Here is a 21,256-nt window from a genome sequence, read left to right as displayed (position 1 = left end):
CGGCCACATGCGAAAAACCGCACCAAACGCGAGCGCCCTAGAAGCGCGTTGAGTTCTCGATGAGGCGCTTAACCCGCTCGGGAATGGGCGGGTGCGTCGCGAACATGCGGTCCATGACGCCCGGCTTCATCGGGTCGCTGATGTAGAGGTGCGCCATGGTCGAGTTCTGGCGACGCATGGGCTGCGCATAGTCTCCGAGTTTCTGCAGCGCGCTCGCGAGTGCTTCGGGGTCGCGCGTCGTGAGGGCTCCCGTGGCATCCGCAAGGTATTCGCGCTGACGAGACACGGCCGCTTGCACGACCGCGGCGACGAGAGGCGCGATGACCATGGCAGCAATGCCGAGCACGAGCATGATCGGGTTGCCGTTGTTATTGCGATTGCCGCCCCAGAACGCCATGCGCATGAGCATGTCGGCGATAAAGCCCACGGCCACCACGAGCCCGAACACGATCGTCGAGACGCGAATGTCGTAGTTCTTGACGTGCCCCATCTCGTGCGCCATGACGCCCGCAAGCTCGCGGTCGGTCATGAGCTCGAGCAACCCCGTGGTCGCTGCGACGCTCGCGTGCTTCGGGTCGCGACCCGTCGCGAAAGCGTTGGGCGCGGGGTCGTCGATGACGTACACGCGCGGCATCGGCAAGCCCTCTGAGATCGCGAGGTTCTCAACGATGCGGTACAGCCGCGGGTTGTCAGCTTTCGTGATCGGATGCGCGCCCGCGAGCCCGAGAGCCTGCGAGCCCGCAGCGAAGTACTGCACGAGCGTGTAGATCGTGGCGCCGACGAGCGTGCCAATGAAGATCGTGAAGCCGCCGCCGAAGTAGTAATCGGCGAACAGCCCCAGCAATCCGATGATGATGACGAACAACAGGATGATGAACACCGTGTTGCGCTTATTCGCCGCGATGGCGCGATACACCTAGGCCTCCTGACGAAGGGTCGGGATGCGGTGGATCAGAACTGCACGCGCGGCGGCTCAGCGATCGCCGCGGCGTCGGCCACCTCGAAGAAGTCGCGCTCCGTGAAGCCCAGGCCGCGCACGAACAGCGTGTTCGGGAACTGCTTGATCTTCACGTTGAGCTCACGCACTCCGCCGTTGTAGAACCGGCGCGACGCCTGAATCTTGTCTTCGGTGTCGACGAGTTCGCCCTGCAGCTGCAAGAAGTTCTGGCTCGCCTGCAACTGCGGGTAGGCCTCCGCGACGGCGAAGATGCTCTTGAGCGCGGCCTGCATGTGGCCTTCAGCGGCCGCTGCATCGGCGGGACCCTGAGCGCTCAGCGTCTCAGCGCGCGCCTTGGTCACAGCCTCGAACACCTGCTTTTCGTGGGCCGCGTAGCCCTTGACCGCCTCGATGAGGTTGGGCAGCAGGTCGGCGCGTCGCTTGAGCTGCACCGTGATGTCGCTCCACGCCTCGTCAACGCGAACGTTGAGGGTGACGAGCGAGTTGTAGGTGGCCCACAGGTAGATACCCGCGATGACCACAAGCAGAACGAGAACGCCAATGATGGCCAAGATTTCCATGACCGACAGCATAGAGCCGCCCCGCACGCCCCGACAGTGCGACGGCTGAGAGATTGGCCAGCGGCGCGCAGCGCGGGTCGGCTCTGCGTTTCGTGTCCCGATTCACGGTTGGCCGCGAAAGTTCACGCCCAAACGTGAAGAACGCGGCCAATCGCGGCTTGATGCGGCGCGTGCGCGTGGTACCCCGGGTGGGGGTCGAACCCCGCGCCGCACCGCGGCGCGCGCGAACGTCAGTACCCCGGGTGGGGGTCGAACCCACACTGTGGCGATTTTAAGTCGCCTGCCTCTGCCATTGGGCTACCGGGGCGTTGCGGCCAGCCTACGACGGCTGCGGGATGCTGTGCCGCGGTCGCGGGGCGCGGCGAGCATCCCGAACCGAGCCTGCCGCCAGACACAGCGACACCCCGGCCGCGCGAGGCAACCGGGGTGTCGCAGAAGAGAGCTACGCCTTGGGGCGCGAGGCGAACTCTTGGAAGTAGGCCTGGGGCTTCTCGCGCGCCGAGAGGCTGACGTTGTCGCGGCCGAGGAAGAAGTGGCCGACCCAGCCGCCGACGACGCGCAGCTTGCGCTCCCACATGGGAATCGCGAGACCGTGGTAGCCGCGGTGCATGAACCAGGCGATGACGCCCTTGAAGGCGATCTTGCCCGACTGGAACACGCCGACACCGACGCCCAGACCCGCAACCGCGCCGAGGTTCTTGTGCACGTACTTCTGCGGCTCTTCGCCGCGAAGGGCGGCCGTGAGGTTCTTGGCGAGCACCTTGCCCTGACGCACGGCGTGCTGCGCGTTGGGAACGCAGAAGCCGCCCACGCCACCGCCCGTGAGGTCGGGCACGGCGGCGACGTCGCCGGCCGCCCAGGCGCCCTCAACGACGGCGCCGTTCTCGTCGACGATGCGCAGCTCGGCCTGCGCACGCAGACGACCCCGCTCTTCAACGGGAAGGTCGGTACCGCGCACGACGGGGTTGGCCATGACACCGGCCGTCCAGATGATGAGATCGCTCTCGAAGCTCTCGCCAGTCGAAAGCTCGATGACGCCGCCGACGGCGCTCGTCAGCTGCGTGTCGAGGTGCACCGTCGCAGCGCGCTGAGCGAGGTTCTTGAGGACCCAGTGGCTCGTCTTGAGCGAGACCTCGGGCATGATGCGACCCATGGCCTCGATGAGGTGGAAGTGGGTGTCGTCGATCGAGAGGCCCGGGTATTCCTTGAGCAGGGCGCTCGCGAGGCTACGCAGCTCGGCGAAGGTCTCGATACCCGCGAATCCACCACCGACAACAACGACGGTCAGCAAACGGTCACGCTCGGGGCCCGCGGGCAGCAGGGCGGCGCGGTAGAAATTGTCGATCAGGCGGTCGCGCACGGCCACGGCCTCTTCGATCGACTTCATGCCGATGGCAACGTCAGCGACACCCGGAATCGGGAACGTACGCGACACCGAGCCGGCCGTCATGACGATGTGGTCGTAGTCGAGCTCGTAGGGCTCGCCCACCTCGGGCGTGATGGTCGCGCTCTTCGCGGCGTGGTTGACGCCCGTGACCTTGGCGGTCACGACCGTCGTGCGCTTGAGGTGACGACGGTGCGAGACGACCGAGTGGCGGGGCTCGATCGAGCCGGCAGCAACCTCGGGCAAGAACGGCTGGTAGGTCATGTAGGGCAGCGGGTCGACCATGACGACCTCGGCCTCGCCGCGCCGCAGGTGCTTTTCGAGCTTCAGAGCGGTGTAGAAGCCGGCGTAACCGCCACCGACGATGAGGATTCTGGGCACGGGAAAGGCACTCCTAGGTGGTAGAGGGGTCGCGGATAATCTACTCCGAACGCGTGCGCGTGACGAACCGCAGCACTCCCCCGGCCGCGAGAGTCGCCAGGGCACCCAGCGTCGAGCCGATGATGACGAGGGCCGGGATGCCCGGTTCGAGCGCGACGAGGCTCGAGCCGAGCATCCCGAACGCCGTCGGCGCGGGCTCGCGACCGAGCGCCGGTCGCGCCGCGGGCAGCGTCGAGACGATGTCGGGGGCGTCGGCGCGGCGGTAGAGGGTGATCCATTCCGCGATCGAGCCGAGGGGGTTCTCGTCGACCTCGGCGACCTCGGCACTCACGGCCGCAGCGGCATCGATGAGTCCGTAGCCGTAGTTCGGGTCGGGCACCGTCGTGGTCACCGGTCGGGCCGTGCTGATGATGCGGTTGATGACACCGGCGGCATCAAGCTCGGGATGCGCGGCGCGAACGAGTGCGGCAATGCCCGCCACAATCGGCGTCGCGCCGCTGGTTCCCTGCCACGAGGCATGGCCGCCCCCGGGCACCGCCCCCACGAGGTTTTCGCTCGGGGCCATGACGCCGATCGTGATGCCTTGTGACGAGGCGTTGTCGCTCGCGCGACCCGACCGCGTGACACCTCCGACGGCGAGCACCCCCGGAATCGTCGCGGGCGCCGACACTTGCTCGGTGCCGTTGCCGCGGTTTCCTGCCGCGGCAATCACGACAACGTCGTTCTCCTCCGCATGGAGAAAGGCCTCGTCCCACGACTCGGGCCAGTCGATCTGGTTGCGCGTGAGCGAGAGCGAGATGATGTCGGCCCCGTTGTCGACGGCCCAGATGATGCCCTCGGCCACTTGCTCGTCGCCGTCGCGTTCGTTCGCGCCGAAGGCAAGCGAGATGCTGAGAATCGAAGCCGCGGGTGCGGCGCCAATGACGCCCGAGGTGGGGCCGCTTCCGCGCCCGGCAGCGAGCGACGCCACCATCGTCGCGTGCGTGATGCCCTGCGGCCCGAGCGGTTGCGTGCCCGTGGAGTTGCCGCGGCCCGACACGTCGTGGCCGCCGATCACGGCACCGACGAGATCGGGGTGGCCAGCATCCACCCCCGAATCGAGAATCGCGATGACGACGCCCTCGCCACGCGTGACCTGCCACGCCTCACGAATGCCGTAGTCATCGAGCCAGTACTGCCGATCGCGCACCGAGTCGGCGGCGGCGACGGGCGCGTGCAGAGGGGCCGCCGCGGGTGCAAGGCACAGCGCTGCGAGTGCCGCCGCGACGAGCGCGGTGGCCAAGGGTCGGGTTACGCGCCGCGCTGGTCGGGCGCGCATGCGCACACCTCGGGGCTCCAGCCGCACTCGGCGAGGGCTTGATCGCCAATGGGGTTAAGCCCCGGGCCGGCGGCCAAGCTGTGGCCGATGAGCGCGTGCAAACATTTCACGCGCGTGGGCATGCCACCCGCCGAGTACCCCTCGATCTCATCCACGTCGAGGATGCTCGCACGGTCGGCAAGATAGGCCTCGTGAGCAGCGCGGTACTGCTCCGCGATCGCCGGATCAGCCTCGAGCTGCGCCGCGAGCTCAGCCATGCGGCCGTTCGCCTCGAGGTGGGACGCCGCGATCGTGGCGGCGGGGTGCGTCAAGTAGTAGAGGGTCGGAAACGGCGTGCCGTTCGACAGTCGTGGCTGGGTCGCCACAACGGTGGGCGCTCCGCACACGCACCGCGCCGGGATGCCGATGACATCGCGCGCCTCACGCCCGAGCTGAGCGCTGACGATTTCGACGTCGCGCTCGGTGAACGGGGCAAAGGGTGGGCGGCTCATTCGACACCTTCGAACTCGGGCGACACCAATTGGTCGGCGGGCAAATCGGTGAGCCCCGCCGTGACGATCGACGAGAGCAAGGCGCGGGTCCAGTCAATGCTCGTCGTCTGAATCTCGGTGCTCACGGCTGCGTTCTCGTCGTCGATCGTCATGCCGTCGTCGACCACGAGGTAGGTGATGTCGCCGGGGTAAACGAAAAACAGATCGCGTGCTTGAGCCTCGATATACGCCGGATCTTGCCAGCGGTCGATGTCGGTCTGCAATCCTTCGACGACAGCTTGTTGCTCAGCAACGCTTCGTTCGAGTTCCGCGATCTCTTGCTGCTGCTCAACGAGGATGCGCAACGACGGCGCGAGCACGATGAGGGCGCCCACGATAAGCAAAAGAACGGTGACCGTGAAGCCCGAGATCTGCAGATTGCGAAACCACGGCGTCGAGGCGGGCGCGTCAGCGGGCAGTGCCACGGGCACGGTGCGCGATTGACGAGCCATGCGTTCAGCTTAACGGCCGCACCCGCCGAGCCCTGGGGAGGGCCGGCGGGTGCGGGTGAATCAGGTGTGGCTACGCCGTGAAGCGGGGGAAGGCCCCCCGCGATGCGTAAACCGCGGCGTCGCCCAGCTCTTCTTCGATGCGCAGCAACTGGTTGTACTTCGCGACGCGCTCGCTGCGGGCGGGCGCACCGGTCTTGATCTGGCCACAGTTGGTCGCGACGGCGAGGTCGGCAATCGTCGTGTCTTCGGTCTCACCCGAGCGGTGCGACAGAATCGCGGTGTAGCCGCTGCGCTGCGCGAGCGACACGGCGTCGAGGGTTTCGGTGAGCGTGCCGATCTGGTTGACCTTCACGAGCAGCGAGTTGGCCGTGCCGCGCGCGATGCCGTCGGCGAGCCGCGTGGGGTTGGTGACGAAGAGGTCGTCGCCCACAAGCTGCACCTTCGAGCCGAGCTGCGCGGTGAGGGCTGCCCAACCCTCCCAGTCGTCTTCTGACAACGGGTCTTCGATCGTGACGAGCGGGTACGACGCAACGATGTCGGCGTAGAACGCGGCCATCGACTCGGCCGTGTGGTCGGCGCCTTCGAAGCGGTAGACGCCGTTCGAGAAGAACTCGGTCGCGGCCACGTCGAGGCCCAGCGCGATGTCTTTGCCGGGGGTGAAGCCGACCTTCTCGATGGCAGCCATGAGGAAGTCGAGAGCGGCCTTCGAGCTCGCGAGGTCGGGGGCGAAGCCACCCTCGTCGCCGAGGCCCGTGGCGAAGCCACCGGCCTTGAGCTCACCCTTGAGGGCGTGGTAGGTCTCAACGCCCCAGCGCAGGCCCTCGCTGTAGGTCGAGGCACCGATCGGCAGAATCATGAACTCTTGAATGTCGACGCCCGTGTCGGCGTGCGCGCCACCGTTGATGACGTTCATCATCGGCACCGGAAGCACGTGGGCGTTCGGGCCACCGAGGTAGCGGAAGAGCGGGAGGTCGGCCGAGTCGGCCGCGGCCTTGGCGACAGCCAGCGAGACACCAAGAATGGCGTTGGCGCCGAGCTTCGACTTGTTGTCGGTGCCGTCGGCAGCCTTGAGCTCGGCGTCGATGAGGCGCTGGTCGCTCGCGTCCATGTCTTCGATCGCCGGGCCGAGCACGTCGAGCACCGAGTCAACGGCCTTGAGAACGCCCTTGCCGAGGTAGCGCTTCTTGTCGTCGTCGCGCAGTTCGTAGGCCTCGAAGGCTCCGGTCGATGCGCCCGAGGGAACGGCCGCGCGCGAGACGGTTCCGTCGTCGAGCAGCACCTCCACCTCAACGGTCGGGTTGCCGCGCGAGTCAAGAATTTCGCGGGCGCCAACGGCCTCAATTGCAGCCATGGGAGTGTCTCCTTCGGTGGTGGTCTGTCGGCTTCGGGGGTGATTAAGAAGCGGGTTCGAGCCTACGCCAGTCGAGCGCCGTGGCGTCCGCCTGACTGCTCGCGCTGACCGTCGCGAAGCGCGTGAACCCTTCGCCGGCCAACTGCTCGAGGGCCGCCTTCATGTTCTTGGGGCGCTTGACGAGCCGCACGCGGGCTCCCTCGGCGACGAGCTGCGACTGGAGGGCCATGACGGTCGTGAGCGCAGCATCCGCGTCGTAGATGAGAGCCGAGGCGTTCGCGTCAGGGTCGTCACCGAGATCAACGAGGTCGATGAGGCGCTCGAAGCCGAGCGAGAAGCCCGTGGCAGCAACGTCGGTGCCGAGAAAACGGCCGATCATGCCGTCGTAGCGACCGCCGCCGCCGAGCGAGTAGCCCAGGTCGGGGTGCGCGACTTCGAAGATCGGGCCCGTGTAGTAGCCCATGCCGCGCACGAGTAGTGGGTCGAACTGCAGGGTCACGCCGGGCACGGCCTCACGAATGGCGAGCAAGTCGCGCGCGGCCTCGGTGTCGGCAAAGGCCGAGTTCTGCAGCATGGCCCACGACTCGTCAATGCCCGCGTCGAGGTCAACCCACGCGAGCATCGCGGCCGGGTCGGCAACGCCGAGCGCCGTGAGTTCAGCGATCACGGCCTCAAGCCCGATCTTGTCGAGCTTGTCGAGTGTGATGAGAGCCGCGGGTCGCAGCGCTTCGGCGACCCCGTGCGCCTGCAGCCACTCCGTGAGCAGTCGACGATCGTTGAGACGGATGCTGCACCCCGGCACCCCGAGCGCGTCGAGCGCCGCGGCCGTGGCGGTGATGAGCTCGACTTCGGCAACGATGCCCGGCTCGCCAATGATGTCGATATCGCACTGCACGAATTGGCGGTAGCGGCCCTTTTGCGGGCGCTCCGCGCGCCACACGGGCGCCACTTGGATCGCGCGAAACACGCTCGGCAGCTGGCCGCGGTTGCTCGCGTAGAAGCGCGCGAGGGGCACCGTGAGGTCGAACCGCAGCCCGAGGTCGGCCAACTCAAGGGGGGTCGCGGCCTCGCGGAGGTCATCCGTCGTCAGACCGCGCTTCATGACCGCGTAGGCGAGCTTCTCGTTGTCGCCGCCGAGGCCCGAGAAGAGTCGCGCGGCGTCTTCGACGACCGGTGTCTCGATCTCGTCGAAGCCGTGGGCGCGATAGACCGAGCGAATGCGGGCGAGCACACGCTCGCGCGTGGCCTTCTCGGCGGGGAGGATGTCGCGCATCCCCCGCGGGGGCGTCACTGGAGAGGCCATGACCTCGATTCTCTCACGCGACGACGGGCCGGGCGGGTCGGGCCGCCCGCCCGCCGCTACGCGACGCGACTGCCCGTGGGAAGTGCCCCGGCGGGCGTGCGCGTGCGTGCGATGGCTCCCGCGAGCGCCGCCGCCGCGAGCACGAGGTGAATCAGCAGACCCACGAACCAGCTCGGCACGGTGCGGTCGAAGATCTCGCGGGGAGTCTCGTAGGGGTACGCGCCACTCGTGTCGCCGGCGAGCGCGGCCGCGCACTCGTCAATGACCGAGGTGAGGTCGGGCGAGAGTTGTGCCGAGCGCACCCCGAGTGCGATCGACCCGAAGAGGTCTTGCGGAAAACCGTTCGAGTCGAACGACGTCGGCGCAGCATCCGCGAGCACGATGTAGGGATTCGCCGCGAGAATGCCCCAGACATAGTCAAAACGGGGCGTGGTGTAGGTCGTGACCTCGGGGTCAAGGCACACGATGTTTTCGGGGTAGCCCGTGACGGGGTCGAACTCGCCGCCGACCGAGTAGTCGATGCCGATGTAGGTCTGCGTCTGCTGCGACTGGAAGGCGAGCCCGCCGAGGGTGAAGGCGATGAGCGTTCCGATGCTGAGGGCCGCGACGACGAGATAGGTCGTGACGACCGAGAACAGCGGTCGCGTGATGAGACCCGACAGGCCGACACCGACGGCAGCGACCACACCGAGCTCGAGCACGAGCACGCCGAGCGACGCGGCCAGGGTGTCACCCGGCACTCCGCCCGCGATGAGCGTGAAGAGCAGGGCCGGCAGCGACGCGACGAGGAAGGTCAACGCGACTGTCCAGGCCGCCAGAAACTTGCCGAGCACGATCTGGTTGGCGCTCGCGAGCGTCACTTGCGTGGTGGCGAGAGTGCCCGCATCACGGTCACCGTTGATGGCCGCGCCGCTGATGGCGGGGGTGACCAGAGTGCCGACGAGCAAGACGAAGAAGATGATCGTGGAGTACACCCCCGCGCTATCGGAGATGTCACCGCCGAACGCCGTGATCGAGAACCACAAGAGTGCCGTGACGATGCCGACGAGCGCGAAGACCACGATCACGAGAACCAGCCACGCCACCGAGCGGATGCGCTGACGCAGTTCGAGCTGAACGATCGTGCCCAGAGTGTCGAAGTAGCTGGTCATCGGGGGCCTCCCTCGGTCGTGGAGCGCGCGAGATCAAGGAAGGTGTGTTCGAAGTCACCGACTGCCGGGCCGAAGGCACTGATCGCCACGCCCGCGCCGACGAGCTTCGCGAGCAACTGAGCGGCCTCGGCTTCGCCGGCGACCGACACGGCCGTGCCGAGGTGATCGGGCTCGGATGCCTTAATGCGCAGTTTCTTGAGGGCAGCAGCGAGTGCGGCCGGGTCGATGGCGCGAATGCGCCAGTCGCGCGCTTGGGCGCGACTCGCCTCGATGCGTTCATCGGAGGCCGTGACCCCGCGCTCGAGATACACGGCAGAATCGGCCATTTCGTCGAGTTCGGCGAGCACGTGGCTCGAGACGAGAATCGCCACACCCTCACTCGCCAGGCGGCGCACGAGGGTGCGCAGTTCGACACGAGCGGCCGGGTCGAGGCCCGATGCCGGCTCGTCGAGCAGCAGCACGCTCGGCTCGTGCACGAGCGCCCGGGCCAGGCTTAAACGCTGCTTCTGACCACGGCTCAGAACGCGCGTCGGCTGCTCGGCAAGCTCGACGAGACCGACGAGCTCGATGAGCTGCTGCGCGCGCTCGCGCGACTGGGCGGGGGTGCGCTCATACAAGCGGCCGGTGATCTCGAGCGTGCGGCGCACACTGATGGTGCCCCACGAGCCCAAGACGTCGGGCATCCACCCCATGGCGCTGCGCACCGCGCGGGGGTCAGCAACCGGGTCATGGCCGGCGATGCGAATGGTGCCCGCGTCGGGCCGCAGCAACGTCGCGAGCATAAGCATGAGGGTGGTCTTGCCCGAGCCGTTAGGGCCGATAAGGGCCGTGACTGACCCGGCGTTGACCGAGAAACTCGCGTCGCGCACCGCGTGCACGTCGCCAAACGACCGTGCGACGCCGTCGACCTCGATGACCGCAGAAGAACTCATGAGCGTCAGTCAAGCAGTTCTGGTCAATGAGCGGGCTGAGCGTTGTGCAATTCGGCATCGCGGATGCTCTGCTCAAGCCCCCGCAACGCCCCCCGCATCGCGCGCTCGGTGTCGAGCCCCGCGGCGCGCGCTTGCGCGACGAGCGCCAGCAGCTGCTGCCCCAGCGCGGCCTCATCGGCCACGGGCTCGTCAACGGGAGTCGGCGCTGCCACGCCGAGCCCTTCGGCCTTGCCGAGCAGCTTGTCGGCGCGCTGCAGGGCGGGCAGCCCCGAGGCAACGCCGTCGAGCACCGAGGTGCGCGCGGGCTTCTCTTGCCGCTTCCAGGTCTCCCAGTTGGCGGCGACGGCGTCGGCCGTATCGGCAACTACGGTGCCGAACACGTGCGGATGCCGACCGACCATTTTTGCGGTCGACCGGGCGGCGACATCCTCGATCGTGAACCCGTTCTCGGCGCGCGCGGCGGCGATATCGGCGTGAAAAAGCACTTGATAGAGCACGTCGCCCAGCTCTTCGAGCACGTCATCGGGAGTGCCGTGCTCGATCGCGTCGATGAGCTCGTGCGCTTCTTCGACCAGGTAGCGCGTGAGGCTCTCGTGCGTTTGCTCGGCATCCCACGCGCAGCCACCCGGAGCCCGCAAGTAAGCGAGCACGGCGATGAGCTGGTCGAGCTGCGGGTGCGGCTGTGCGGGCGGAAGCGCGGCGGTCGGCTCGGTCATGCCTCCATCATGGCCCGACGCGAACGACGATCGTCGGGCATTGCCGTCGCGAGCACCGCCGTGACGATCGCGCACAGCAGTGCGCCCACAAAGACGGCTTGCGATGCGGGGATGATCGCCACGGGGTCGACCGCGCCCTCCAACCCACCCATACCGCCCGCCGCGCGGTAAATCGTGTTGGCGAGTGCCCCGAAGATGGCGACTGCCACGGCCTGCCCCACGGCCCGCGCGAAAAGGTTGGTGCCCGTCACGACACCGCGCTCGTTCCACTCGACGCTCGCTTGCGCGGCGATGAGGGAGGGCGTGGCCACGAGCCCCAAGCCCAGGCCCGTAATGAAGCACGCAATCGCGGCGATGGCGACAGAGGGCGTGCCCGCGAACGCGGCGAGCAAGCCCGTGCCCGCGAGCACGAGCACCATGCCGATGAGCACCGTGACCCTGAAGCCGAGGGAGAGATACAGCCGACCCGAGAGCGATGCCGAGATGGGCCACCCGATCGTGAGGGCGGCGAGCGCAAGGCCCGCGACGAGCGGTGAGACTCCGAGCGCCGCCTCGAGGGTCACCGGCACGTACGAGGCGAGGCCGATGAGAATAGCGCCGACGCCCACCGAGACGAGCGTGGTCGTCAGCAGCAGGCGCCGCGAGAACACCCAGCCGGGCAGAATCGGCTCGGCTGCACGGCGCTCGGCGAGCACGAATGCGAGCAACAGCGCGCCGCCAAGTCCGAAGGCCACGGCGCTCTGCCATGACAGCCACGGCCAACTCACGCCGCCCTGCAGCACCCCGACGAGCAGCAACCCGAGCGATGCGGTGAGCAAGAGGGCACCGAGCACGTCGACCTTGTGCGGGCGATGCTCGATGGTTTCGTGGAGAGAGCGGATGAGCATCCACCCCGCCAACAGGCACAGCGGAATGTTGATGAAGAAGATCCACCGCCAGGCGTCGAGTTCGGCGAACAGGCCCCCGAGCGTCGGCCCAATGACGGCCGATGCGGCCCACACGCTGGCGATGTAGCCCTGCACTTTGGCGCGCTCTTCGAGCGAGTAGATGTCGCCCGCGATCGTGATGGCCATCGGACCGATCGCGCCGGCGCCGATGCCCTGCACGGCGCGGAAGGCGATGAGGGCGGGCATGCTCCACGCGAGGCCGCACAAGATCGAACCGACGAGAAACAGCCCGATGCCGATGAGGATGATGGGCTTGCGTCCGATCATGTCGCTGAACTTGGCAAACAGCGGCGTCGAGACAGCCTGTGCGAGCAGGTAGATCGAGAACAGCCACGGGAACAACTCGAACGAGCCCAGCTCGGCAACGAGCGTCGGAACCGCTGTCGAGAGAATCGTCGCGTCGATGGCGACGAGCCCGGTCGTCACCATGATCGCGAGCAAGATGGGCCCACGCTCAGAGCGCAGGCCAACAGCGGTAGTCGAGGTCACGTCTGCGACCATAACCCCATGCTCCCGGAACTCGGCTGGATGCCGCGCCTCGCCGCCGCCCTGCTCGCCCTCGGGCTGCTCACGCTCTTGGTCGTGCGAGCGGTGCGCAAAGACCGCCGCGAGTTCTCCCGCTTTCGCCGCTACCGGTCGACGGCGCGGCGGCAAGGCATGATGCGACGCTGGCTCATCGAGTCATTCGTGCTGTTCGGCGGGTCAGCGGCGCTCGTGCTGGTGCTGACGTGGCCCGTTGTCACTCCCCTGCTGAGCGCCGCGCAAGCGATCGCGCCGATCGCGTGGCTGCGGGATGCCCTCGCCGGCGGCCTCGGATTCGCGCTGCTCATCGGCTTCGGTCTGGGCGTCGTGCTGCTCACGTGGCTCGGCGTGCGCAGTGCTCGCCGCGAGGGTGGGGTCATCATGCTCGGCGACATTGCCGCGCTCTTGCCGCGCAACCGCCCCGAGCTCGGCTGGGGAGCTGCCCTCTCGGTCAATGCGGGCATCGTCGAAGAGTTGCTCTTTCGCCTCGCCCTGCCCGCCCTTCTCGTGATCGTGACGGGTGAGCCCCTGAGCGCCTTTCTGCTCGCGGCGCTCGTCTTCGGAGCCCTGCACGCGTATCAGGGCTGGGTCGGCGTCGTGGCGACGACCGTCGTCGGCGTGCTCTTGACGGTGCTCTATGTCGCGAGCGGCAGCATCGTGCTGGCCATGCTCGTGCACGCGCTCTTTGACCTGCGCACGCTCGTGGTCATCCCGGTCGCGGTGTATCGCGTGCACGCCGTGCCGGGCACCGTGCGGTTTCCGAAACCGCTCGCGGTCGCGGCCCCCACGCCCTCGCGAGACTCGCCACCCGATGGGGCCGACTCCGAGGGATAGATCCGGGTGCGCGCACCCAGCCCGCCACCGAACATCGAAGTCTTCCCGCCGGTCGCCACCACCCCACCCGCGCGCCCTCGGCACCACCCCTTCAGCGCGCTCCTGAATCGAAGGAAAGAGACGAGCAAAGTCGATCAACTTTCCTTCGATTCAGGAGCGCGCTGGAGTGATAGCCCGCTTGGTTAGGTTAGGAGGCGATGACCACCCGCGAGAAGCTGAGCCCGCGACAACCACTCGCCCGACGCACCACGATTTCAGCGCGCGGCCACGATGTCAGCGCGCGGTGGCGGCCGCGGCGCGACGACCAGGCAGGCCGCGGCGCGACGACCAGGCAAGCGACGGCGCGATCAGGCAGAGGGTGCCGCGGCCGACTCCGTGGCGTAGAGGTTGGTCAGCACCTGCCCGACCCATGCGATGAGGTCGTCGTCGGCGGCGTCTTTCGGCAGGGGAACCGTCGCGACGCGCTGCTGGCCGAACCACTTCGACCCCGGGTACATGCGTTGGAGGCGCAATTGCCGCGAGTCGGGCAAGTCGAGGCCCACGAGCCGAAGATTCGTGCCCATGACGACAACGTCGCTCAATCCAAGCTTCTGGGCCTGGCGGCGCAAGCGTGACACCTGCAGCAGCGTGAGCACCGACGCGGGCGGGTCGCCGTAGCGGTCGGCGAGTTCGTCGAGCACGGCATCCAGAGCCGCATCATCAGAGGCCGGAGCCGTCGCGGTCGAGAGCTTCTGGTACGCCTCGAGGCGCAAGCGCTCGCTCTCGATGAAGTCTTCGGGAATGTGCGCGTCAACTGGCAGCTCGAGCCGCAGCTCGGTCTGCTCTTCGGCCGCGTCACCGCGGAAGACGCTCACGGCCTCGCCGATCATGCGCAAGTAGAGGTCGAATCCAACGCCCGCGATGTGACCGGCCTGCTCGGCGCCGAGCAGGTTGCCCGCACCGCGAATCTCGAGGTCTTTCAGCGCGATCTGCATGCCGCCACCCAGGTCACTGTTGGCCGCGATGGTCTGCAAGCGGTCGTGCGCGGTCTCGGTGAGGGGCTTGAGCTCGTCATACAGGAAGTACGCGTAGGCGCGCTCGCGGCCACGGCCCACGCGGCCGCGCAACTGGTGCAACTGCGAGAGTCCGTACTTGTCGGCTCGATCGATGATGAGGGTGTTGGCGTTGGCCACATCGAGGCCCGTCTCGATGATCGTCGTCGAGACGAGCACGTCGAACTTGCGCTCCCAGAAGTCGACCATGACCTGTTCGAGCAGCGACTCGCTCATCTGTCCGTGGGCCACGGCAATGCGCGCATCCGGAACCAACTCGGCCAAGTGGCTCGCGACGCGCTGGATGCTCGAGACGCGATTGTGCACGTAGAACACCTGGCCTTCGCGCAGCATCTCGCGGTGAATCGCGGCCGCGACCTGTTTGTCGCTGTAGGGGCCGACGAACGTGAGAATCGGGTGGCGGTCTTCGGGTGGAGTCGCGAGCGTCGACATTTCACGGATGCCCGTCACGGCCATTTCGAGCGTGCGCGGAATCGGCGTGGCCGACATCGCGAGCACATCGACATTGGTCTTGAGCTTCTTGAGCGCGTCTTTGTGCTCGACACCGAAGCGCTGCTCTTCGTCGATGATCACGAGGCCCAGGTCTTTGAACTGGATGCCCTGGCTCAAGATGCGGTGCGTGCCAATGACGACATCGACCGTGCCGCTCGCGAGGCCCTCAATGGTCTCTTTCGCTTCTTTGTCGGTCTGGAAGCGACTGAGCGCGCGCAAGTGGATCGGAAAGCCCGCGTAGCGTTCGGCGAAGGTCTCGAGGTGCTGCTTGACGAGCAGAGTCGTCGGCACGATCATCGCGACTTGCTTGCCCCCCTGTACGGCTTTGAAGGCGGCGCGCACCGCGACTTCGGTCTTGCCGTATCCGACGTCGCCCGCGAGCAAGCGGTGCATCGGAATCGGCGACTCCATGTCGCGCTTGACCTCGTCAATCGTCGTCAACTGGTCGGGCGTTTCAACAAACGGGAAGGCCTCTTCGAGTTCGCGCTGCCACGGTGTGTCAGGCGGGAAGGCAAAGCCCTTGCTCGACATGCGCGCCGAGTAGAGCTTCACGAGTTCGACCGCGATGTCGCGCACCGCACGACGTGCCTTGCCCTTCGCGGCCGCCCAGTCGCTGCCGCCCATCTTGCTGAGCGTCGGGGCTTCGCCGCCGACGTACCGACTGAGCAGATCGAGCTGGTCGGTCGGCACATAGAGCTTGTCGCCCGGGTAGCCCCGCTTGCTCGGCGCGTACTCGATGAGCAAAAACTCGCGCTGGCTCTTCACGGCGTTGCGTCCGCCCGTGCTGACCTCGCGCTGCACGAGCTCGAGAAACTTGCCGATGCCGTGGGTCGCGTGCACCACGAAGTCACCGGCCTTGAGCTGCAGCGGGTCGACGACGTTGGTGCGGCGGCTCGCAAGCTTCTTGGGCTGGCGCGAGTCGTAGCCGACCGCGCGGCCATAGAACTCGGTTTCGCTCATCAGGCCCAACTGCAGCTCGGGCACCTCGAAGCCATGCTCGACTTGCGCTTGCACGAGGTAGGCCACGCCGGGCTCGAGCGATTCGGGCAGCTCATCAACGATGCGCGCGGCAACCTCGTGCTCGGCGAGCACATCGGCCGCGCGCTCGACGAGGCCGTGGCCGGCGGCGACGACGATCATCGTCCAGCCCGCGCGCACGCGGTCGACGACGTGATCGACGGCGCCGTCACTGCGACCCGAGAACCCGGGTGGCTCGACCGCCTCAACACGCACGACCTCGGGGTCGTCGGCATCGAACGCGCTGATCGTGAACCAGTCGCGATCACCGGCAGCCTCATGCAGCCCGTTCACGGTCACGAAGTCACCCGCGTCGAGGTCGATGGGAGACTCGGCACCCGCCGTCGCGGCGTGCCACGCGGCGGTCAAAAACTCGCGGTTCGTCTCGAGCAGGCTGACGGCACGGCTCGCCACGCGCTCGGGGCTCAGCACCGCGATGGCCGCGCTCGCGGGCAGGTAGTGCGTCAATGGCACGAGCCGCTCGACAAGCGCGGGCGCGAGGCTCTCCATACCCTCCACCGGAATGCCCTCGCCGATCTTGGCGAGCAGCCCGGCCAGGCTCGGAAACTCGTGCTGCATTTCGCGAGCACGCTGGCGCACACTCTCGCTCAACAGCAGCTCGCGCGTCGGCGGAAGCTCGACCACGTCAATCTCGGTCGGCAACGACCGCTGGTCAGCAACCGAGAACTCGCGCAATTGCTCGACTTCATCGCCGAAGAACTCGACGCGCACAGGATGCTCGGCCACCGCCGCGAACACATCAAGAATTCCGCCGCGCACCGCGAACTCGCCGCGCCGCGTGACCATGTCGACGCGGCTGTACGCGAGGTCGATGAGTCTTTCAGTCACGCGAGCGAGGTCGTATCCGCGACCCGCGCGGCGCAACACCACGGGTTCGACCTCGGTCAAGCCCGGCACGAGCGGTTGCAGAGCAGCGCGCACCGACGCCACGACAACGAGGTCGGGCTTGTCGGCCCCGGCCGCGTCCCACTCGTTGAGAGCGCGCAGCGTGCGGATGCGCCGCCCCACGGTTTCAGCGCTCGGGCTCAACCGCTCGTGCGGAAGGGTCTCCCACGCCGGCAAGTCGAGCACGACGGCGCGGGGCGCCAGGGCGGCGAGCGACTGCATCACGGCCTCGGCCTCACGGCTGGTTGAGGCGATCGCGAGGAGGCACTGCGGGCCGGAGCGGGCATCCAGAATGCTGGCCAGGAGGGGCACGCGCAAGCCTTCGACTGCCGAGAAATCGGCGGAACGACTGGCGCTCTCGAGGGCGTGCTGCAGCGTGCGGGCGCGCGTCAGCGCCGGAATTAACCGCTCAAGAGTCACGTCGCACGAGTGTACGCGGCCCTCGCTGAGCGCTCAGGCGCGGGGCGCGTGCACCTTCTGCTGGGCAGCAAGCAAACCCTGGTCGACGATGAGCTCGATCGCCTCGATCGCGTCGTCGATGACAAACGGCAGGCGGGTCTTCTCGCCCGCGCCAAAGTCGCGCAACACGTAGTCGGCGGCGTCGTGCCTGCCGGGCGGCCGACCAATGCCGACGCGCACGCGCACGAAGTCGGGAGTGTCGAGCGCCTTGATGATGTCGCGCACGCCGTTCTGGCCGCCGTGCCCGCCATCGGCCTTCAGCTTGATGGTCTCGAACGGCAGGTCGAGGTCATCGTGCACGACGATGACACGCTCAGGAGGAATGCCGAAATAGGCAGCCGCGCTCGAAACCGGACCGCCCGAGGTGTTCATGTAGCTCAGCGGACGAATGAGGATGAGCTTGGGCCCGCCCGGCCGCAGCCGTGCCTCGGCAAGCATCGTCGTCGAGCGGTGACGACTGAAGCGCGCGCCGAGCTGATCGGCGAGACGATCGACGACCATCGCACCCACGTTGTGCCGATTGCCCGCGTATTGCGGGCCGGGATTGCCGAGGCCCGCCACCAACCACCTATCGGCAGACGACGAAGGGGCCGCATCGCGGCGGAACAATCCGACCACGGGCGACCCCTTCGCTCGATCTTGCGGGCGACCAGCGCCCGTCGTGACTACTCGGCGGCTGCAGCCTCGGCAGCAGCGGTCGACGCGGCCGACGAAGCAGCGGCGAGCGCCTCAACAGCGGCGTCGTCGGCGCTCGACCCGGCGGGGGTCGTGATCGCGAGCACGAGCGCGCTCGCGTCGGTCACGAGCGAGGTGCCCTTGGGCAGCTCGACATCGCCCGCGTGAATCTGCGTGCCGTCGGTCAGGCCCTCAACCGAAACGGTGAGCGAGGTCGGAATGTGCGTGGCCTCAGCCTCAACGGTGAGCGTGCTGTGGTCGACCACGACAATCGTGCCGGGGAACGAGTCGCCTTCGACGTGCACCGAAATGTCGACCGTGACCTTCTCGCCCTTGCGCACGACGATGAGGTCGACGTGCTCGATGATCTGGCGAACCGGGTCTTTCTGCACGTCTTTGACGAGCACGAGTTCTTTCGTGCCCTCGATGTCGAGCGTGAGAAGCACGTTCGACTGGCGCAGCAAGAGGGCGGTCTCGTGGGCGGGCAGCGTCACGTGCTGCGGCTCGCCACCGTGGCCGTAGATGACGGCGGGAATGTGGCCAGCGGCGCGCAGCTTGCGCGCCGCGCCCTTGCCGAACGACGTGCGCTTGCCAGCGCTGAGCTTGTTCTCGTCAGCCATGCTGATGTCTCCTTGAATCGGTGGGCCGCGGGGCCCGGTCGGGGTGTCAACTCGAACGCGCGAGCGCGTGAGGAAAGCCGGATGCCTTGCCCACCGCGTCGATTACGGAGCGAAAAATCGCTCCCTCGCCGAAGTACAGTCGCTCAGTCTACCCGAGGCACGAGCAGCGCCGCGACGGCGGCCGCGAGCTCGTCGATCGGGCGAGTGGCGTCAAGAACGAGCACGCCCTCCGCCGCGGTCGGGGGCTCAAGCGTCGCGAGCTGCGAGTCGAGCAGAGCCGCGGGCATGAAGTGGCCCGAACGCTCGGTCAGGCGGCGCTCGAGCGTGTGCCGATCGAGGTCGAGCAGGGCGAACTGCGCGTGGGGAGCATCCGCCCGCACGCGATCACGGTAGGCCGCGCGCAAGGCGCTGCAGGCCATGATGCAGGGCGCATCCGTCACCAGGGCCGCCGCGACGGCGTCAAGCCACGGGGCGCGATCGGTGTCATCGAGTGGCACGCCCGCCGCCATCTTGGCGACATTGGCGGGTGGATGCAGGTCGTCGGCATCAATGAACCGAACGCCCGCGAGGTCGGCCGCTGCGCGCCCCACCGTCGTCTTGCCGACTCCCGAGACGCCCATGAGAACGACGACGGCGGCAGGGGGCTGGATCATGCGCCCACGGTACGCGGCCAGCGGCCACAACGCCCGTTCAATCGGCTCTAGGCTTGATTGCATGACCACCACGCCTACCGCCAACAACAGTGTCGCCAACATCGGCGTCGTCGGCCTCGCCGTCATGGGTTCGAACCTCGCCCGCAACCTTGCCAGCCGCGAGGGCAACACCGTTGCGGTGTTCAACCGCTCGTTCGAGAAGACCGAGACCCTCGTCACCGAGCACCCCGAGGCGGGCTTCATCGCCACCAAGGACTACGCCGAGTTCGCTGCCTCGCTGCAGAAGCCGCGCACCGCGATCATCATGGTGCAGGCCGGCCGCGGCACCGACGCCGTCATCGACGCGCTCACCGAGGTCTTTGAGCCGGGCGACATCATCGTCGACGGCGGCAACGCGCTCTTCACCGACACGATTCGCCGTGAAGCGGCCGTGCGTGCCACGGGCATCAACTTCGTCGGCGCCGGCATTTCGGGTGGCGAAGAGGGCGCGCTCAACGGCCCCTCGATCATGCCCGGCGGCTCGGCCGAGGCCTGGGTCACGCTCAAGCCCATTCTCGAGTCGATCGCCGCCGTGGCCGAGGGCGAGCCCTGCGTCACGCACGTCGGCACCGACGGTGCGGGCCACTTCGTCAAGATGATCCACAACGGCATCGAATACGTCGACATGCAGCTGATCGCCGAGGCCTACGACCTGCTGCGGCGCGTGGGCGGCCTCGAGCCGGCCGAGATCGCTGAGGTCTTCGCCGAGTGGAACACCGGCGAGCTCGAGAGCTACCTCATCGAGATCACCGCCGAGGTGCTGCGCCAGGTGGATGCGACGACCGGCAAGCCGCTCGTCGACGTCATTCTTGACCAGGCCGGCGCCAAGGGCACCGGCGCGTGGACGGTCCAGACCGCGCTCGACCTCGGCGTTCCCGTGTCGGGCATTGCCGAGGCCGTGTTCGCCCGGTCGCTCTCGTCGAAGCCCGCGCAACGTGCGGCCGCCGCGAGCCTGCCCGGCAGCACGCAAGAGTGGCAGGTCGCCGACCGCGACGCCTTCGTCGAAGACGTTCGCCGGGCCCTCTACGCCTCGAAGATCATCGCCTACAGCCAGGGCTTCGACGCGATCGTCGCCGGTGCCGAGCAGTACAACTGGGACATCAAGAAGGGCGACATCGCGCGCATCTGGCGTGCGGGCTGCATCATTCGCGCTCGCTTCCTCAACCGCATCACCGAGGCCTACGCGGCCGACCCCGCGCTCGTGGCGCTCGTCACCGCGCCGTACTTCGCCGAGGCCGTCGCCGGGGCGCTGCCCTCGTGGCGACGCATTGTGTCGGGTGCGGCGTTGGCGGGCATCCCGACCCCCGCGTTCGCGTCGTCGCTCTCGTACTACGACGGGCTTCGCGCCGACCGCTTGCCGGCCGCGCTCGTGCAGGGCCAGCGCGACTTCTTCGGCGCGCACACCTACAAGCGCGTCGACAAGGAGGGCACGTTCCACACCCTCTGGAGCGGCGACCGCACGGAGATCCAGGCAGAAGACGCACACTAGTGGGATGAGCGACGACGACGACCCGATCGAGCTGCGCGGGGCGGTCGATGACGACGCCGGGGTTCCGGCGTGGGAGCGCCGCCGCCGCGTCATGCGCTGGGTCGCGCTCATCGCCCTGCTCGGGATGCTGCTGCCGACGGCCGTCGGAACCTACTCGGTCGCCCGCACCACCGCCGAGCAGTCGTGCCGGCTCGCCGTCGACTTCTACGCCAACGAGCGCACGCCCTCGCGCGTGGCGTTCGAGCTGCTCTCGCCCGAGGCGATGGGCTGGACGTGCTACGCCGTCACCCCGGGCGGCGACGTCCTCGTCGCCCTGCTCGGCCTGATTCCCGGCGCTCCGCGCCTCGCACCGCGCACCCTGAGCTGACACCGGTTGGCAGGCCGGGGGTTCTCCTGCCACACTGGAGGCGTTCCGCGCCTGCGAACGGCGCCCCGAGGCTCTCTCGAGGCGGCGTGACCCGTCGAGGAGCGGTGGTTGCCTTCATCGCTTCCGGTCACCTCAGTCGCACACCTTT

At 67.8% G+C, this 21,256-nt stretch carries 19 protein-coding genes and 1 tRNA gene; 3 read left to right on the top strand and 17 right to left on the bottom strand.

Annotated elements, in window-relative coordinates; genetic code table 11:
• Positions 1 to 37: 37 nt before the first annotated feature.
• The 13 genes from SFU54_RS03655 to SFU54_RS03595 all read right to left on the bottom strand — a co-directional run bounded on the left by SFU54_RS03655 (position 38) and on the right by SFU54_RS03595 (position 12,484).
• Positions 38 to 916 carry a M48 family metallopeptidase gene (locus tag SFU54_RS03655; protein ID WP_319014954.1) on the bottom strand — a complete coding sequence of 293 codons (879 nt, stop codon included), beginning with the start codon at positions 914 to 916 and terminating at the stop codon, positions 38 to 40.
• Positions 917 to 951: 35 nt separating this feature from the next.
• Positions 952 to 1,518: a LemA family protein gene (locus tag SFU54_RS03650; protein WP_319014953.1), complete on the bottom strand. Its 567-nt coding sequence runs from the start codon at positions 1,516 to 1,518 to the stop codon at positions 952 to 954.
• 234 nt (positions 1,519 to 1,752) lie between these two features.
• Positions 1,753 to 1,825 (bottom strand) — tRNA-Leu (locus SFU54_RS03645).
• 135 nt (positions 1,826 to 1,960) lie between these two features.
• A complete protein-coding gene (locus SFU54_RS03640; protein ID WP_319014952.1) occupies positions 1,961 to 3,283 on the bottom strand; it encodes an NAD(P)/FAD-dependent oxidoreductase in 1,323 nt (440 codons plus the stop codon).
• A 40-nt stretch (positions 3,284 to 3,323) separates the two neighbouring features.
• On the bottom strand, positions 3,324 to 4,601 hold the full coding sequence (locus SFU54_RS03635; RefSeq protein WP_319014951.1) for a S8 family peptidase: 1,278 nt from the start codon (positions 4,599 to 4,601) through the stop codon (positions 3,324 to 3,326).
• Complete coding sequence (locus tag SFU54_RS03630; protein WP_319014950.1) at positions 4,574 to 5,092, bottom strand: DUF501 domain-containing protein; 519 nt, start codon at positions 5,090 to 5,092, stop codon at positions 4,574 to 4,576. Before SFU54_RS03630 ends, SFU54_RS03635 begins: the two co-directional genes overlap by 28 nt.
• A complete protein-coding gene (locus SFU54_RS03625; protein WP_319014949.1) occupies positions 5,089 to 5,583 on the bottom strand; it encodes an FtsB family cell division protein in 495 nt (164 codons plus the stop codon). The genes SFU54_RS03630 and SFU54_RS03625 overlap by 4 nt, the downstream gene beginning before the upstream one ends.
• 70 nt (positions 5,584 to 5,653) lie before the next feature.
• Positions 5,654 to 6,934, bottom strand: a complete 1,281-nt coding sequence (gene eno, locus SFU54_RS03620) for a phosphopyruvate hydratase (protein WP_319014948.1) — start codon at positions 6,932 to 6,934, stop codon at positions 5,654 to 5,656.
• Positions 6,935 to 6,977: 43 nt separating this feature from the next.
• Positions 6,978 to 8,237: a histidine--tRNA ligase gene (gene hisS, locus SFU54_RS03615; RefSeq protein WP_319014947.1), complete on the bottom strand. Its 1,260-nt coding sequence runs from the start codon at positions 8,235 to 8,237 to the stop codon at positions 6,978 to 6,980.
• A gap of 56 nt (positions 8,238 to 8,293) precedes the next feature.
• Positions 8,294 to 9,388: an ABC transporter permease gene (locus SFU54_RS03610; protein WP_319014946.1), complete on the bottom strand. Its 1,095-nt coding sequence runs from the start codon at positions 9,386 to 9,388 to the stop codon at positions 8,294 to 8,296.
• Positions 9,385 to 10,320 (bottom strand): ABC transporter ATP-binding protein, encoded by a 936-nt coding sequence (locus SFU54_RS03605; RefSeq protein WP_319014945.1) that lies wholly within the window; start codon positions 10,318 to 10,320, stop codon positions 9,385 to 9,387. Before SFU54_RS03605 ends, SFU54_RS03610 begins: the two co-directional genes overlap by 4 nt.
• A gap of 23 nt (positions 10,321 to 10,343) precedes the next feature.
• Positions 10,344 to 11,036 carry a MazG family protein gene (locus SFU54_RS03600; protein WP_319014944.1) on the bottom strand — a complete coding sequence of 231 codons (693 nt, stop codon included), beginning with the start codon at positions 11,034 to 11,036 and terminating at the stop codon, positions 10,344 to 10,346.
• Positions 11,033 to 12,484: an MFS transporter gene (locus tag SFU54_RS03595; RefSeq protein ID WP_413466557.1), complete on the bottom strand. Its 1,452-nt coding sequence runs from the start codon at positions 12,482 to 12,484 to the stop codon at positions 11,033 to 11,035. Before SFU54_RS03595 ends, SFU54_RS03600 begins: the two co-directional genes overlap by 4 nt.
• Positions 12,485 to 12,490: 6 nt before the next feature.
• Here SFU54_RS03595 and SFU54_RS03590 point away from each other — a divergent pair, with 6 nt between their 5' ends.
• Positions 12,491 to 13,339: a type II CAAX endopeptidase family protein gene (locus tag SFU54_RS03590; RefSeq protein ID WP_319014942.1), complete on the top strand. Its 849-nt coding sequence runs from the start codon at positions 12,491 to 12,493 to the stop codon at positions 13,337 to 13,339.
• Positions 13,340 to 13,686: 347 nt separating this feature from the next.
• Here the strand turns inward: SFU54_RS03590 and mfd are convergent, their stop codons facing one another.
• The 4 genes from mfd to SFU54_RS03570 form a co-directional block, all read right to left on the bottom strand.
• Positions 13,687 to 17,226 carry a transcription-repair coupling factor gene (mfd, locus tag SFU54_RS03585; RefSeq protein ID WP_319014941.1) on the bottom strand — a complete coding sequence of 1,180 codons (3,540 nt, stop codon included), beginning with the start codon at positions 17,224 to 17,226 and terminating at the stop codon, positions 13,687 to 13,689.
• Positions 17,227 to 17,259: 33 nt separating this feature from the next.
• Positions 17,260 to 17,883, bottom strand: a complete 624-nt coding sequence (pth, locus tag SFU54_RS03580) for an aminoacyl-tRNA hydrolase (RefSeq protein ID WP_319014940.1) — start codon at positions 17,881 to 17,883, stop codon at positions 17,260 to 17,262.
• Between the two features lie 47 nt (positions 17,884 to 17,930).
• Positions 17,931 to 18,560 (bottom strand): 50S ribosomal protein L25/general stress protein Ctc, encoded by a 630-nt coding sequence (locus tag SFU54_RS03575; RefSeq protein ID WP_319014939.1) that lies wholly within the window; start codon positions 18,558 to 18,560, stop codon positions 17,931 to 17,933.
• Positions 18,561 to 18,703: 143 nt separating this feature from the next.
• A complete protein-coding gene (locus tag SFU54_RS03570; RefSeq protein ID WP_319014938.1) occupies positions 18,704 to 19,213 on the bottom strand; it encodes a gluconokinase in 510 nt (169 codons plus the stop codon).
• Between the two features lie 61 nt (positions 19,214 to 19,274).
• On the opposite strand from SFU54_RS03570, the gene gndA reads away from it, so the two are divergent.
• Both gndA and SFU54_RS03560 read left to right on the top strand, forming a co-directional pair.
• Entirely contained in the window at positions 19,275 to 20,741 is a 1,467-nt protein-coding gene (gndA, locus tag SFU54_RS03565; RefSeq protein ID WP_319014937.1) for an NADP-dependent phosphogluconate dehydrogenase, read from the top strand.
• Positions 20,742 to 20,745: 4 nt separating this feature from the next.
• Positions 20,746 to 21,108, top strand: coding sequence for a hypothetical protein (locus SFU54_RS03560; RefSeq protein WP_319014936.1), 363 nt, complete (start codon positions 20,746 to 20,748; stop codon positions 21,106 to 21,108).
• The last annotated feature ends 148 nt before the right edge of the window (positions 21,109 to 21,256 follow it).

Origin of the sequence: Microcella sp. (genome assembly GCF_033763155.1) — a bacterium.
GTDB lineage: Bacteria > Actinomycetota > Actinomycetes > Actinomycetales > Microbacteriaceae > Microcella.
Note: the sequence above shows the minus strand (reverse complement) of the source record. Positions and strands in the feature narration are given on the sequence as shown.

Coding starts and splice junctions, on each gene's coding strand:
- SFU54_RS03560 (WP_319014936.1), top strand. CDS start 20,746: ATGAGCGACGACGACGACCCGATCGAGCTGCGCGGGGCGGTCGATGAC.
- SFU54_RS03635 (WP_319014951.1), bottom strand. CDS start 4,601: ATGCGCGCCCGACCAGCGCGGCGCGTAACCCGACCCTTGGCCACCGCG.
- hisS (WP_319014947.1), bottom strand. CDS start 8,237: ATGGCCTCTCCAGTGACGCCCCCGCGGGGGATGCGCGACATCCTCCCC.
- SFU54_RS03590 (WP_319014942.1), top strand. CDS start 12,491: ATGCTCCCGGAACTCGGCTGGATGCCGCGCCTCGCCGCCGCCCTGCTC.
- SFU54_RS03650 (WP_319014953.1), bottom strand. CDS start 1,518: ATGGAAATCTTGGCCATCATTGGCGTTCTCGTTCTGCTTGTGGTCATC.
- SFU54_RS03570 (WP_319014938.1), bottom strand. CDS start 19,213: ATGATCCAGCCCCCTGCCGCCGTCGTCGTTCTCATGGGCGTCTCGGGA.
- SFU54_RS03625 (WP_319014949.1), bottom strand. CDS start 5,583: ATGGCTCGTCAATCGCGCACCGTGCCCGTGGCACTGCCCGCTGACGCG.
- eno (WP_319014948.1), bottom strand. CDS start 6,934: ATGGCTGCAATTGAGGCCGTTGGCGCCCGCGAAATTCTTGACTCGCGC.
- gndA (WP_319014937.1), top strand. CDS start 19,275: ATGACCACCACGCCTACCGCCAACAACAGTGTCGCCAACATCGGCGTC.
- SFU54_RS03605 (WP_319014945.1), bottom strand. CDS start 10,320: ATGAGTTCTTCTGCGGTCATCGAGGTCGACGGCGTCGCACGGTCGTTT.
- SFU54_RS03630 (WP_319014950.1), bottom strand. CDS start 5,092: ATGAGCCGCCCACCCTTTGCCCCGTTCACCGAGCGCGACGTCGAAATC.
- SFU54_RS03595 (WP_413466557.1), bottom strand. CDS start 12,484: ATGGTCGCAGACGTGACCTCGACTACCGCTGTTGGCCTGCGCTCTGAG.
- SFU54_RS03575 (WP_319014939.1), bottom strand. CDS start 18,560: ATGGCTGACGAGAACAAGCTCAGCGCTGGCAAGCGCACGTCGTTCGGC.
- SFU54_RS03600 (WP_319014944.1), bottom strand. CDS start 11,036: ATGACCGAGCCGACCGCCGCGCTTCCGCCCGCACAGCCGCACCCGCAG.
- SFU54_RS03610 (WP_319014946.1), bottom strand. CDS start 9,388: ATGACCAGCTACTTCGACACTCTGGGCACGATCGTTCAGCTCGAACTG.